Source organism: Pedobacter sp. UYP24 (genome assembly GCF_054057295.1).
On record NZ_JBSRZD010000002.1, the window covers coordinates 738,701 to 752,727 of the forward strand.

The 14,027-nt window shown below is 38.4% G+C and carries 12 protein-coding genes; 9 read left to right on the forward strand and 3 right to left on the reverse strand.

Annotation, left to right across the window (positions count from 1 at the left end):
• Window positions 1-9 precede the first annotated feature (9 nt).
• A complete protein-coding gene (locus ACVWYN_RS07960) occupies window positions 10-591 on the forward strand; it encodes a Crp/Fnr family transcriptional regulator (protein ID WP_457288306.1) in 582 nt (193 codons plus the stop codon).
• A 61-nt stretch (window positions 592-652) separates the two neighbouring features.
• Here ACVWYN_RS07960 and ACVWYN_RS07965 read toward each other — a convergent pair whose 3' ends face one another.
• The 3 genes from ACVWYN_RS07965 to ACVWYN_RS07975 form a co-directional block, all read right to left on the reverse strand.
• Window positions 653-1,210: an outer membrane beta-barrel protein gene (locus tag ACVWYN_RS07965; RefSeq protein ID WP_457288307.1), complete on the reverse strand. Its 558-nt coding sequence runs from the start codon at window positions 1,208-1,210 to the stop codon at window positions 653-655.
• Between the two features lie 169 nt (window positions 1,211-1,379).
• Window positions 1,380-2,087, reverse strand: coding sequence for an ATP-binding cassette domain-containing protein (locus ACVWYN_RS07970; RefSeq protein WP_457288308.1), 708 nt, complete (start codon window positions 2,085-2,087; stop codon window positions 1,380-1,382).
• A complete protein-coding gene (locus ACVWYN_RS07975) occupies window positions 2,077-2,328 on the reverse strand; it encodes a hypothetical protein (protein ID WP_457288309.1) in 252 nt (83 codons plus the stop codon). The genes ACVWYN_RS07970 and ACVWYN_RS07975 overlap by 11 nt, the downstream gene beginning before the upstream one ends.
• 94 nt (window positions 2,329-2,422) lie before the next feature.
• On the opposite strand from ACVWYN_RS07975, the gene ACVWYN_RS07980 reads away from it, so the two are divergent.
• From ACVWYN_RS07980 to ACVWYN_RS08015, 8 genes are all read left to right on the forward strand, one after another.
• Entirely contained in the window at window positions 2,423-4,057 is a 1,635-nt protein-coding gene (locus tag ACVWYN_RS07980; RefSeq protein ID WP_457288310.1) for a glycine--tRNA ligase, read from the forward strand.
• Window positions 4,058-4,504: 447 nt separating this feature from the next.
• Window positions 4,505-5,146 (forward strand): DUF6266 family protein, encoded by a 642-nt coding sequence (locus ACVWYN_RS07985; protein ID WP_457288311.1) that lies wholly within the window; start codon window positions 4,505-4,507, stop codon window positions 5,144-5,146.
• A gap of 77 nt (window positions 5,147-5,223) precedes the next feature.
• Window positions 5,224-5,907, forward strand: a complete 684-nt coding sequence (locus ACVWYN_RS07990; RefSeq protein ID WP_457288312.1) for a CAP domain-containing protein — start codon at window positions 5,224-5,226, stop codon at window positions 5,905-5,907.
• 82 nt (window positions 5,908-5,989) lie between these two features.
• Window positions 5,990-6,475 carry a GtrA family protein gene (locus tag ACVWYN_RS07995; RefSeq protein ID WP_457288313.1) on the forward strand — a complete coding sequence of 162 codons (486 nt, stop codon included), beginning with the start codon at window positions 5,990-5,992 and terminating at the stop codon, window positions 6,473-6,475.
• A 262-nt stretch (window positions 6,476-6,737) separates the two neighbouring features.
• Window positions 6,738-9,977 carry a TonB-dependent receptor gene (locus tag ACVWYN_RS08000; protein ID WP_457288314.1) on the forward strand — a complete coding sequence of 1,080 codons (3,240 nt, stop codon included), beginning with the start codon at window positions 6,738-6,740 and terminating at the stop codon, window positions 9,975-9,977.
• A 293-nt stretch (window positions 9,978-10,270) separates the two neighbouring features.
• On the forward strand, window positions 10,271-11,401 hold the full coding sequence (locus ACVWYN_RS08005; RefSeq protein ID WP_457288315.1) for a BamA/TamA family outer membrane protein: 1,131 nt from the start codon (window positions 10,271-10,273) through the stop codon (window positions 11,399-11,401).
• A 108-nt stretch (window positions 11,402-11,509) separates the two neighbouring features.
• Window positions 11,510-13,297 (forward strand): aromatic amino acid hydroxylase, encoded by a 1,788-nt coding sequence (locus ACVWYN_RS08010; RefSeq protein ID WP_457288316.1) that lies wholly within the window; start codon window positions 11,510-11,512, stop codon window positions 13,295-13,297.
• Window positions 13,294-13,995 carry an SDR family oxidoreductase gene (locus ACVWYN_RS08015; RefSeq protein ID WP_457288317.1) on the forward strand — a complete coding sequence of 234 codons (702 nt, stop codon included), beginning with the start codon at window positions 13,294-13,296 and terminating at the stop codon, window positions 13,993-13,995. Before ACVWYN_RS08010 ends, ACVWYN_RS08015 begins: the two co-directional genes overlap by 4 nt.
• Window positions 13,996-14,027: the final 32 nt, after the last annotated feature.

A 14,027-nucleotide genomic window follows, 5' to 3' on the forward strand; every position in this document is an offset into this window, starting at 1 on the left:
TGCTTAACTATGTTTGAAATATTTCAAAAATATATTAGCGAAAAAGCCGATTTAACGGATGCCGATTACGATAAAATAAAGGCTGTAGTCATCGTTAAAAAGCTTCGTAAAAGGCAGTATTTGTTACAGGAGGGAGATGTTTGGAAATACAATGCCTTCGTGATTAAAGGACTCGTAAGATTTTACAGTCTTGATCAAAACGGACGGGAAAACATTGTAAGTTTTGCAAAGGAGAACTGGTGGACGGGTGACCGCGCCAGCCTGCTTACCGGTGAGCCATCCAAAAACAACATAGATGCCATTGAAGATACCGAATTAATACTCATCACTAAAACAAATTTCGAATTGCTTTGTCGAGAGATACCCGCTTTTAACGATATGGTGAATGCGATTCTCAACAAAAGCTTTATTACCAGTCAAAGCAGAATTCATACTGCAATTGCGTATACTGCAGAACAAAAATACCTTGATTTTGTAGATAAATACCCTGATCTGTTAGTAAGGGCTCCCCAAGCTATGATAGCTTCCTATTTAGGCATTACACCAGAAACGCTTAGCCGTGTGAGAAAGGAAATAGTAAAGAAGCATTAAGTCAATAAAAAAGGCCATCTCAATATTTTGAGACAGCCTATTAATATGCTATACTAAATCCTTACAAACCGAAGTTATAAGCTAACCTTAAACCTACAAAATTCTTCACAGGTAAATAGGAGTTATTAGTTTTATTAGACCATCCTTCATAACGCGCTCCAAGGTCAATTGAACCTTTATTAGACACAGGAAACTCTACACCAACACTGGGTGCATAAGCGAAAGCAGTACCCGCACCGTCACTTGTTCCTATAGCAGCACCTAGCTCACCTCCTAAATAAACATTCTCTGCAACGAAATAACGCAGTCCTGCTTTCAAAGGCACAGCAGAAAAATCTTTGGCAGCTACAGTAACTGGGCCATAAGGATATTCTTTACCTTTAAAATTCAGATATCCCGCAGAGGCGGTAAAATTCAAACTATTAGCAATTGGTTTCTGAAATTGTAATGAACCCCCATAACCAAAATCATACGCATCGCCGCTATTACCCGTTGGAAAAGCAAACTCTGCACCTATACCCAGTTTAGCTCCATTCATTGCTGGATCCTTTTTTTGTGCATATGCACTGCTAAACCCTAAAATACCTACTATTGCTGTTGTTAATATTAATCTTTTCATGATTTTAAAAATTGAAATGTTTAAAATTTAATTTGATTGAACACACAATTACAAATTCCAGGCCAAGGAGATGCCAATATCGAATATCTGACTTTAAATGACTAATAGTCAGCACTATAATTTAAAACGACAAGTGTAGAGAAATTGGGGCATTTAACGATAATCTGAACTAGGCTGTAAATTTCCTGAAAATATCTTCCAATGATAAAGGAGCGTGCGCAGCCTTTAGCTCGGCCAAACTGGCATTAGCCACTATAACACCTTTACTGATCAGAATTACCTGATCACACAGTGCTTCAACCTCTTGCATAATATGAGTAGACAGAATTACTGTACGCTTTTTACCCAATTCTTTAATCAGCTCACGAATGTCTGTCAGCTGATTTGGGTCTAAACCTGATGTAGGCTCATCTAGTATCAATACCTGCGGATCATGAATAATAGCTTGGGCTAAGCCTACACGTTGCTTGTATCCTTTAGATAACATGCCGATCTTTTTATGCTGCTCAGATTCTAGTCCAACTTGTGCTATCGTTATTTCCACTTTCTTTGGAACATCCGTTAAACCGTATGTATTGGCTACAAATTGCAGAAACTCCTTAACATACATATCATTATACAAAGGCGTGTTTTCCGGTAAATAACCCAAAATCCTTTTTACATCAATGCCCTCCTGCACCACATCAAAGCCTCCAAGTTCGGCTGTTCCAGATGTAGGCTTAAGGTAGCCCGCAAGCATTTTCATAGTGGTGGATTTCCCAGCACCATTTGGCCCCAAAAAACCCAATATCTTACCCGGACCCGCTTCAAAGCTAATGGAATCCACAGCTTTCTGCTTATCGTAATGTTTAGAAAGGTTTTGTACTTTAATGCTCATTAAAACGCCATTTTGCAGTAGCCTTCTTATACGCATCCTCGTTAACAGTATCCAATTCTGAGGGCTCATTAACCATGCCCGTTAGTTCTGCTAATTGATAAGGTTTCAAGCTATCTACAATATCCTTACCGTTAGCACGGGTAAAGTAAGACAATTCCTGCTCCAACATAATTAGCGCATCTTCATCTGTAATGGAACCTATTTTATTAATTAGATTTGCTAGTCTTTGCTGTAGTGTCATGCTAACAAAAATACCAAATATTCCATTAATAATAAAAATGTCTAAAGCAGATCAAAGCTCTTTTGATTGATGAAACTTATATATTTGCACTATTATGGCAAAAAACACCAACGACGAGCAATTTAAAAATGTGATATCACATGCCAAGGAATATGGTTTCGTATTTCAGAGCAGTGAAATTTATGACGGACTAAGCGCAGTTTACGATTACGGGCAGCTTGGCGCTGAATTAAAGAACAACATTAAATCTTACTGGTGGAAAGCCATGGTGCAAATGCACGAAAATATTGTAGGGATAGACTCTGCTATTTTTATGCACCCAAAGATTTGGAAAGCAAGCGGTCACGTTGACGGCTTTAATGATCCAATGATTGATAATAAAGATTCTAAGAAACGCTACCGCGCTGATCAGTTGCTGGAAAACAAAATTGATGAATTGTATTCTGAATTAGCAAATTTCAATGAAGAGAATAAAGCGAAATTTGAAGTATTCAAGCACAATATGCTATCCTGGAGAGACGAGAGCCTGGCTGGCTGGTTGCCGGGTTTTAAAAGTTCAGAATATGGAAGTTCTGAGACTTTCACGGATGAACCAAGATGGAAATTCGTTAAGAAAGGCTTAACTCTAGAAGTAGAAATGAACCTAGCGCTTAAGTCTGAAAACTTATCTCAACTAAAAGACTTAATTGTAGACTATAAAATAATTTGTCCAATTTCTAAAACTTCCAACTGGACAGATGTACGCCAGTTTAACCTGATGTTCAGCACACAGTTTGGTGCCATGGCAGAAGGTTCTGAAGAGGTTTACCTCAGACCAGAAACTGCACAGGGTATCTTTGTAAACTTCCTTAACGTTCAAAAATCTGGCAGGATGAAGATCCCTTTCGGTATTGCACAGATAGGTAAAGCTTTTAGAAATGAAGTGATTGCGCGCCAGTTTATTATGCGCATGCGCGAGTTTGAACAAATGGAAATGCAATTCTTTGTTCGTCCCGGCGAAGACCAGAAATGGTTTGCCTACTGGAAAGAAGCCCGTTTACAATGGCACATGGCTTTAGGAACTCCCGCAGAGAAATACCGCTTTCACGATCACGTAAAACTAGCACACTATGCCAATGCCGCAACTGACATTGAATTTGAATTCCCATTCGGATTTAAAGAAGTGGAAGGTATCCATAGCCGAACAGATTTCGATCTTTCTCAGCATCAGGAATTCTCAGGTAAAAAAATGCAATACTTTGATTCTGAACTGAATGAAGATGGTAAGCCTTATGGAAACTATATTCCGTATGTTATTGAAACTTCCATTGGTTTAGACAGGATGTTCCTACTTACCATGATCAATGCCTTCGAAGAGGAAGATCTAAGCACGGAAGACAAACAAGATAGCAGAACTTTATTGCGTCTGCACCCTTGCCTGGCTCCCATCAAAGTTGCTATTTTCCCGCTTACTAAAAAAGATGGTTTGCCTGAAAAAGCCAGGGAGGTCATGAATAGCTTAAAGCTAGACTTGAACTGTATTTACGAAGAAAAAGATGCCATTGGAAAGCGTTACCGCCGACAAGATGCTATAGGTACCCCATTCTGCTTAACCATCGACCACCAAACACTCGAAGACGACACAGTTACTATTCGCCACCGCGATACCATGGAACAACAACGTATTGAAATTAAAGATTTGCAATCGTTAATTGAAAGCAAAACCAGCTGGAAAAATCTATTGAAATAGTATGATATGTTAACGTGCAGTGCTTTTTAAAAGCCTGTACTTAAAATACAATGCCCTCAAAAAGTAAGCTACTTTTTGAGGGCATTTTTTATTGATCAAACTTTCTTATTCTTAACTGGCACAAAACTAAAAACGGTTAGAACAATAGCGCCCAATACACACGCAAAACCAACCAAAGCTCAAGGTAGGTTACAGGATATGGCCAACTTAATATATGCTTCTTCACAGGTTATAGGCTTTTTCACACTTTGTTCACATCTCCTTCACACAAAAACCACAATCAGGTACTTTTTTGTGAAGAATATGTGAATAAGGTGTGGGTAAGGTGAGACGATGCATATAACATGATACCTATCAGTCTATACCTTGTCCCGACTCAAGTCCTATTTTGTAATATAGCAAAAAAGGACTATTTTAACAACCAATTTGAATTAACTCTTAGCACAATTGGGCAAGTATAAAAACGGAATATTAGGTGCCTTTTCAGGCAAAATAGGCGCTGTAATTGGCGCCTCATGGCGGGGTATAGACTACATGCGTAGTTTACCTAGAATATCAAATAAACCCGCGACAGAAAAACAACTGGCGCAACGGATGAAAATGATATTATTGAGGGGCTTTCTTTTAGGCATCGAAGAAATTATAGAGATCTGCTTTCAGAATTACGTTCAAACCTCAGCAATGAATGGGGCACTTTCATACAACATGACGCATAGCGTAACTGGCACCTATCCAGACATGTGCGTGGACTTTCCAAATCTCATTATCAGCAAAGGCGATTTACATGGCGCCTGGTCTCCAAGTGTAGTATCTACAGAAAGTAAATCGATAGATTTTAACTGGACAAACGGTCCTTTCAATAATTTGCGTGCCGCAACTGATCAAGTTTTGTTAGTGCTATATTGTCCTGAAGAAAAAGGATTTTTCCTACTAACTGATGGAGGTTTAAGAGAAGCCGGTACAATCAGGCTGATGGCACCGGAAGAATTCTGGGGTAAAAATGTTCATTGCTATATTAGTTTTTATTCGAAAGAATTGGAATTTGCTTCGACCAATGAATATTTAGGCGAGGTTACTATTATTGAGTAAACTTCATAAACATCATATTTATTTGCACCCATTCGTAAACTAAGGCCCGCATTTTGCGTTACTCCAATATGCGTGCAATGAGTTTAATCATTTTTTTTACTTTAACGGTTTTCATCTTTTCTATTGAAAAGGTAAATTCACAAACAGATGAAGCCTGGTCTAAAGACGAATTAAGGAATGCCAATACTGCCGGGGATGCTAAATACCTTACTGGTGAGGAAAAGGATGTAGTGATATACATGAACTTGGTACGTATGGATGGCGAAAAATTCTTTAACACCTATTTTCAGGATTTTGTAGACCAGCATAACAAACAAATGCAGCAATACAGCAATTATAATGAGCTGAAAATTTCCCGTACGGATAAATATTACAAGAGTTTAGAAAACGACTTAAAAGAAATAAAAGATTTACCAGCTTTTTGGCCGGATGAGGCCATGACCTGGGTTGCGGATCAACATGCCAAAGACATGAATAAGAACAATTATGCCACACATAATTCTTTGGATGGGCGTACAGTAAAGGATAGAATCGGTAAAATGTATCCCCGAAAAGCAAGTGGTGAAAATTTAGCATTTGGATACTCTAGTGGTTTGGCTAATATTTGCATGTTGTTGCTTGACAGGGGTGTTCCGGATCTGGGGCACAGAAAATTAATTATTAGTGATGATTATAAATTCAATTTTGTAGGGGTAAGTATTCAGCGGCATAAAGGTTATAAATATTGTTCTGTTACAGATTTTGTAGCCCTGCCTAGATAAACAACCCATTGTTCCTATAAATGATTTGTTACATGGTATTATAAAAGGTTCTGATAACTTTGCAGCAATATAAATGAGCTGAATGCGTAAAGCCTTATTAAAAATAATAGACTTTTTTTATCCACCCTTTTCACGCTGGTTACCCTTGCATACGTTCAGGTACATGGTATCTGGTGGAAGTACGGCGGCATCTGGTATCGTGAGTTTCTATTTGGCTTACAATTATATATTGCATCAACAAGATATTCATGTAAATATTCCATTAATTCCTAAGTTGGTTACTGCGCACGTTGCGGCGCTAGTCATGAGTACTTTTGTTGCATTTATTATAGGTTTTGTACTCAATAAATACCTAATTTTTACTCAATCCAACTTAAAAGGAAGGATACAGATGTTTAGGTATGCCGCAGTGTTGGGCATGAATTTAGTATTAAACTATGCGCTCATTAAATATCTGGTAGAAGGTCTAAATTTTTATCCATCTATTGCCCAAGCCCTTATCACCATAACGCTTTCCTTAATCAGCTACTTCCTGCAAAAGCACTTTACTTTTAGAGTTAGGAAGTAAGCCCAATCGATTTTACTGGGCTTACTTTTTATATGCTGAAATGAGCTGCACTATAAACTTCATCAAATCTTCATGTTTGTTAATGATGTTTGCAACAATTACTTCTTTACCCTACTCCTGCAAATACAACTGCATTAAGGAGATGTATCCTTATTATTCTTATTGTGTAAACATTATATTAAAATTATATTAAAATTAATTTGTTAGTAACATTAAATTAACATTAGGACTGTTGTTTTGTGTCAAAATAAATCAACAGAAAATGAAATCACGTTTAGTTTGCCTCTTCAGTATCTTCATGGTACTAATTACCACGGCGCATGCTCAGGTAACCACATCGAGTATCAATGGGAAGATTAAAGATGAAAAAGGAACCATTCCTGGCGCAACCATTACTATGGTACATGTACCCACTGGTACAATTATTAAAGCCTCATCAAATGAAACAGGTCTTTATCGTATCGGAAACTTAAATCCGGGTGGACCTTACAAAATCACTGTATCTTATGTAGGTTATAGTCCCATAGTTAAAGAAAACATTTTTTTAACCTTAGGTTCTGATCTAAAGTTAGATATCAATTTACAAGATCAAAGCAACCAACTTGCTGAAGTGACAGTTAGTGCGCAAAAAGGATCAACAAAATCTGGTGCTGGTACAAGAATTGGAGAATCACAGATTAAAACATTGCCTACTATGAATCGTAGTTTACAGGATGTAACTCGTATTACACCTCAGGGAAGTAAAGACAATACATTTGGCGGCACCAACTTTAGGTACAATAATGTAACAATCGATGGCGCAATTAATAACGATGCCATAGGTTTTAGCCCATCATTAGGTGGTCAAAGTGGTAGTTCTGGTATGCCGGGAAGCAGTACACGTACTAATCCGGTTTCCTTAGATGCCATTCAGGATGTAACGGTTTTACTTTCTCCTTATGATGTAAAGGTGGGTAACTTTTTGGGCGGAAGCATTAATGCGGTAACTCGTGGAGGTACCAATGATGTAACCGGTTCAGTTTATGGATATGGTCGTAATGCATCCCTAATTGGTAAAAATAAAATTGGGGATAACGCTAAAGAACCTTCCGCATTTTACGATTATCAAACAGGTTTCCGTGTTGGTTTCCCAATCATTAAAGATAAATTATTCTTTTTTACCAATGAGGAAATTACACGCCGACAGGATCCTATAATCCTGGCAGCTGGTTCTCCTGACATGAAACTGCTTACTTCATCTGAAGCACAGCAGATCTCAGACCACATGAAAACAGCTTATAGTGTAGACGCAGGTTCTTTTGATAATTACAATATTTATTCTCAGTCTAATAAGTTCTTTAACCGTTTAGATTGGAACATTAACGAGAATAATCAGTTAACTATCAGAAACAATACTATTTTATCAAAAGCTACAAATTTAGAGAGAGATCAATCTAATTTTAGATTTGGCAGTATCGATTTTAAACAAAACAACAACCAGTCATCTACTGTAGCTGATTTAAAAACCCGTTTTGAAAATTCGGCAACCAACAACCTAATTATCGGATACTCTACTGTTCATGATTTTCGTAACCCTACGTCTAATCCTGCTTTGCCACAAATCGAAATATCTTCAAACGGAGGAACATTGTTTTTGGGTACTGATCGTGAAGCCAGTATCTTTAACATGAAGCAAAATACTTTTGAATTTACGGACAACTATAGCTTTAGCAAGGGCAACCATACTTTTACCGTTGGTACACACAACGAGTTTTATAACATCGATTATGGTTTTGTAAACTCATGGAATGGTCGCGTAAATTATGGAAGCATTGCAGACTTCCTCGGTAACAGACCTAGTAGAGTTCGTACCAATTATAATTATGATGACAATAGTCGTGATAACATTATTGCAAATCCAACGGCAGCATTTAATGTTAATATGTACAGCGTTTATGGTCAGGATGAAATTAGAGTAGGCGATCGTTTAAAATTAACACCCGGCTTGCGGTTCGATATGGCTAATCTACCTCATATGCCTACGTTAAGTAGTAAAACAACAAATTCTCCTGTTGATCCTAATTATGGCACAACATATACCTATACTCAACCTTCAGCAATCTCAGGAAAGTTCTTAAATAAGGTACAAATCTCCCCTCGTTTAGGCTTTAATTTCGATGCCCTTAGTGATCAAAGTCTGATTGTACGCGGCGGAACAGGCCTATTTACTAGTCGTGTTCCTTTTGCCTGGATTGGTTATGCCTATTACAATAACGGTGTAAACTATGGTGCGTTTGATAAGAGTTATAATTATAAAAGTACCCCTCCGGTAGTACCCGTTGCAGGAACAGATCCAATTAAAGATGCTTTAACAGGTAATGGCGAAGCAGGTTTTGCTTCCAGTCAAGGCGTGAATGTTAATGATGCATCTGGCCCAACCCAGGTAGATTTAGTGGATAATAATTTTAAAATGCCAAAAGCATGGAGAAGTAATTTAGCTTTCGATTATAAAACAGACGATCAATGGAAGTTTACGGTAGAGGGAATTTTTAGTCAGACAATCAAGGATGTACAATTTCAACAAATTAATTATGTTGACAACCCAAAATACTTGGTTTATGATGTACAAAAACAACAACCAATTTATTCTGCAAAGATCAATCCTTTGTATACAAATGCCTACCTTTTATCAAATACAGACAAAGGTTACAAATACAGTTTAACTGCACAGATTAGCAAATCGCTTCCTATCGGATTAGATTTTATGGTAGCTTATACTTACGGAAAATCAAAAGATATCGCAAATGGGATCCGTAATTCAATGGAATCTAACTGGCAATTGAATCAAGCTTTAAATCCGAATAATCCAGGTATCGCGTATTCAAATTTTGATATCCGTAACCGAATTATCTCTACCATGAATTATAGGTTGGATTGGGCAAAGAATGGTAAGTACATATCTAACTTCTCCTTATTCTTTAGCGGACAATCTGGCTCTCCATATTCATTAGGATTAGTTAATACGAGGATCAATGGAACTGGACAAACTGTGAGTCTTCTATACATTCCTGCAGCCGGTGAAACAACCAAATTCTTTGCAAATACTGCAGATGGAATTGCACAGGCTTCAGCATTTGATGCTTACATTGATAGTGACAAATATTTAGCCGGCCGCCGTGGAGATTTCACAGCGAGAAATGGTGCGAGAACTCCATGGAATGTGCAGGCAGATTTCAGGTTCTCTCAAGACATTCAGACCTCTAAAGGGAAACATCCTCATGTATTGACTTTAACTTATGATATTGTAAATTTAACCAATTTGGTAAACAAGAACTGGGGAGTTCAGTATTTCTCTCCAAACACTTATAATTCAATGGCAAGTGTAGGTATAAAGGTCGCAACTGCTGGTACACCAACCGCTTATCCTGTTTACACCTTTGCACAGAAAGATGTTACATCGTACTCAAAGGATTTCTTTGCCTCTCGTTACCAGATGCAATTGGGCTTGAGATACAGTTTTTAAATAGCATTAACCCAGCATAATTAATATCCGCTTATAAAAGCACCGAATTTTTCGGTGCTTTTATATTTTATTATCAGAAATTTCTTAAGGGCTGTCAAGCCTGATCGTTTTAGTGTACACGACGACAAGTATAATTCCAGTATCGGAAATTTCATGAATCAATTGACTATGTTTGAATTCGATTTCTTTATAATATTGACGAGTAATATATACATCCCCATAAAAAACTACCCGTTACTGCAAATTTCTGTTACGCAGATATTCCAGGAGACGAAAAAGCAATATTTGTTTCCATGAAAAAAATGCTTTTTCTTCTGGTATTTGTTATTTGCTCCATCTCTTTAAAGGCTCAGATGAAGCTAATCAGGAAGCTGCTCAGCAATCAGGGAGATTCTGCAAGGGGTGCAAGTTTCATGCCCTTACCTGTATTTGGATATTCTCAGGAAAGTGGCTTTCAATTTGGTATGGGTGCATTATATTCTTTTTATGCCGATAAAACTGACACCCTAAACAGGAGTTCAAATTTTTCGGCAAACCTTTCTTATTCGACAAAGAAAACTTACAGTCTTAGTTTATATGGAGATGCCTGGAGTAAAGGAAACCGGTATCATGCTATGGTGGAGAGTAGGTTTAGGAAACTTCCATTCAGCTTTTATGGGATAGGTAACCGCACACGGCAAGCCGATGAAACACGTCTTGAAGAGCAGGCGATACAACTGCTATTTGATCTTGAACGGAGTTTTATAAAAGATACCTACACTGGGGTATCCCTTGGATTTGAGCATTACGCCTTTGATCATCATTGGAATAACTCGGCCTCAGGTTTTAGTCCCAGCATACAGGGCAACAGAGGAGGAAAAGTAGTTTTTCTTGGTGTATCCCAAAGTTATGATACACGAAACTCTAACAATTATCCTACAAAAGGTTTTTTTGGAAGGGCAACTTATCAGTATGCTCCCATTTTTTTTGGCAGAGAAAGTTTCACAGGAAGTAAGGTTACCTTAAACCTGAGAAACTTCACTTCTTTAGGAAGGAAACTGGTGTGGGGCACTCAGGGAATATTTCAAACTGTAGTGGGCAGCCATCTTCCCTTTTATATTCTGCCTCAATTGGGAAGCGATGAAATGATGCGTGGCTATTATACCGGAAGATTTCGGGACCAGCACCTAATTACTATGCAATCAGAACTACGTTACCGATATAGCAAACGACTAGGTAGTGTAATATTTTTAGGTACAGGTACGGTATGGGGCAAAAGAGACCTGGCTTGGAATAGACTAAAGCCCGACCTTGGCGCAGGCCTAAGATATTTTTATGATCCTGCTAAGGGGCTTAGCATGAGATTTGATTATGGCATAGGGGAAAAACGCCTTCATGAAGCCCGCCAAAAAGGATTTTATGTAAGTATTGCAGAAGCCTTTTGACAGTCTTTTTATCTTCAGTAAATTCCTTCAAAAGCACTTTACCATTACTATTAGCATTAGGAAGTAAAAAGTAACTAACTTTACTGAACTAACTTTCTATATTCAGAAATGAGCGATTTTAACGATTTTAATAATCCGCAGGTTGCTGCTTTGCCCAAGCATTTGAGGCAGTTTATTGTGGAGCAGCATTATGAAAAATATACGCCAGTAGATCAGGCAGTATGGCGATATGTAATGCGCCAGAACTACAGTTACCTTAAAAACGTTGCTTATTATCCTTATATAAAAGGACTTAATCGTGCTGGATTGAGCATAGAATATATTCCTAACCTGCAAACCATGAATGATAGTCTCGGTAAAATTGGCTGGGGTGCGGTTACCGTTGATGGTTTTATCCCGCCCGCAGCCTTTATGGAATACCAGGCTTACCGTGTGTTGGTTATTGCGGCAGACATCCGGCAGATCAATCATATCGAATACACACCTGCACCTGACATTATACATGAATCTGCTGGTCACGCTCCTATCATTGCTGATGCAGATTACAACAGTTATTTAAGTTATTTCGGTTCTATAGGCGCAAAGGCAATGTTCTCCGCCAAAGATTTTGAGCTTTATGAAGCCATACGAACGCTGTCTATTTTAAAGGAAGCGATGGATACACCGGCGACGGCGATTTCAAAAGCAGAAAAACAATTACAGCGGATAGCGGAAGATATGGGCGATCCTTCTGAAATGGCATTGCTCGGCAGGTTACATTGGTGGACGGTAGAATATGGTTTAATTGGGACTTTAGAAGACCCTAAAATATATGGTGCGGGTTTACTTTCGTCAATTGGCGAGAGTGCCAGCTGCATGCAGCAAAAAGTTAAAAAGCTGTGGTACAACGAAAATACCGTAGATTATAGTTACGACATTACTAAAACACAGCCCCAGTTATTTGTTACGGAAACCTTCCAAAACCTAATTGATGTATTAGAGGGATTTGCGAATACGATGGCATTCCGCACCGGTGGTGCTGATGGCATGTTGAAAGCAGTGGACTGTAAAAACCCTGCTACTGCGGTGTATAGTTCTGGTTTACAGGTTACCGGTGTGTTTACTGATTTGGGCTTGACTAAAGATGATGAACTTACTTTTATTAAAACTACTGGCCCATCTGCCTTATCTACAAACAACATCCAGCTATCGGATCATGGTAAGGATCACCATAAAGATGGGTTTTCATCGCCTGTTGGCAAACTTTTGGGCCATGCTACTCCTATTGAAGAGATGTCTGTGCAGGAATTAGCTGCATGCGGGATAGGCCTTATGCTTAATGCGGAGTTGGAATTTGAAAGTGGCATTACGATTACGGGGGTCATTAAGGTAATTCATAAGAACGGCGAGAAGACCTGCTTAATTACCATGGACAATTGTACGGTAAAGGAAAAGAATGGCAACATTTTGTTTAAGCCGGAATGGGGTAATTATGATATGGCTATTGGGGAAAAGATAGTCTCTGTATTTAATGGTGCGGCAGATAAGGATGCATATGAAGAACTCACTTATGTGAGTAAGCAACAGACACATTCGCTGGTTTATGATGAGAAAATGCTTAACCTACATGAGATTTATAAAAAAGTACGCAAAATTCGGCAGGGCGAAGAAAGTGATGTATTTTTACCAGAACTATTTAAAAGCTTAAAAACAGGACACCGGCATGATTGGCTGGCTTCGATGGAGATCTTAGAAATTTTGCACCATAATGCAATACAGAGCGACCTGGCAAAGGAAGTAAAGATTTACCTGGAGATGAAGGCTTTAAATGAAAAGGATCACCAAAAATTGATTAATGATGGCTTGCATGTTATCGCAAATCCTGTTAGTCAACTGATAACAATAGAAGACGAATGAACATTATTATTACAGGAGCAAGCAGCGGGATAGGTTTTGAAACTGCCTTAGAGTTTACATTGAATAAAGAAAACAAGGTGGTGTGCATTGCGCGTACCGCTGATAAACTGCGTAATCTTTTAGAGATAGCTAAAGGCATAACACCAGATTGCACCCTGCTTCCAGTAGAGTTTGATATTGTAAATGATGATTATGCAGCATTGCTACCCTTTTTAAAAGAAAGACTGGGCACGGTAGACATCCTGATTAACAATGCCGGGTCTTTAGTTAACAAACCATTTTTGGAAACTACACCTGCTGATATGTGGCAGATGCTGGAAAGCAATGTGATGGGACATTTTAATATGATTCAAAATGTATTGCCTTTGATGGGTTCTGGTGGTCATATCCTAAATATTGGCAGTATGGGTGGTTTCCAGGGAAGCGTAAAGTTTCCGGGCCTTTCTGCTTATTCTTCCAGCAAATCTGCATTACATACTTTAACTGAATGTTTGGCTCAGGAACTTGTTGAAACCGGCATTAAGATCAATTGTTTGGCGCTGGGATCTGCGCAAACAGAAATGCTGGAACTGGCTTTCCCGGGTTACCAATCGCCGGTTATGGCTTTTGAAATGGGCAAGTACGTAGCTGATTTTGCAAGAACTGGCCATCGTTTCTTTAATGGTAAAACTTTACCTGTAGCAGTTACTACCCCTTAACAAGTTTTCCACATTATACCTGTCCGAAGATA

Coding starts and splice junctions, on each gene's coding strand:
- ACVWYN_RS07960 (WP_457288306.1), top strand. CDS start 10: ATGTTTGAAATATTTCAAAAATATATTAGCGAAAAAGCCGATTTAACG.
- ACVWYN_RS07965 (WP_457288307.1), bottom strand. CDS start 1,210: ATGAAAAGATTAATATTAACAACAGCAATAGTAGGTATTTTAGGGTTT.
- ACVWYN_RS07970 (WP_457288308.1), bottom strand. CDS start 2,087: ATGAGCATTAAAGTACAAAACCTTTCTAAACATTACGATAAGCAGAAA.
- ACVWYN_RS07975 (WP_457288309.1), bottom strand. CDS start 2,328: ATGACACTACAGCAAAGACTAGCAAATCTAATTAATAAAATAGGTTCC.
- ACVWYN_RS07980 (WP_457288310.1), top strand. CDS start 2,423: ATGGCAAAAAACACCAACGACGAGCAATTTAAAAATGTGATATCACAT.
- ACVWYN_RS07990 (WP_457288312.1), top strand. CDS start 5,224: ATGAGTTTAATCATTTTTTTTACTTTAACGGTTTTCATCTTTTCTATT.
- ACVWYN_RS07995 (WP_457288313.1), top strand. CDS start 5,990: ATGCGTAAAGCCTTATTAAAAATAATAGACTTTTTTTATCCACCCTTT.
- ACVWYN_RS08000 (WP_457288314.1), top strand. CDS start 6,738: ATGAAATCACGTTTAGTTTGCCTCTTCAGTATCTTCATGGTACTAATT.
- ACVWYN_RS08005 (WP_457288315.1), top strand. CDS start 10,271: ATGAAAAAAATGCTTTTTCTTCTGGTATTTGTTATTTGCTCCATCTCT.
- ACVWYN_RS08010 (WP_457288316.1), top strand. CDS start 11,510: ATGAGCGATTTTAACGATTTTAATAATCCGCAGGTTGCTGCTTTGCCC.
- ACVWYN_RS08015 (WP_457288317.1), top strand. CDS start 13,294: ATGAACATTATTATTACAGGAGCAAGCAGCGGGATAGGTTTTGAAACT.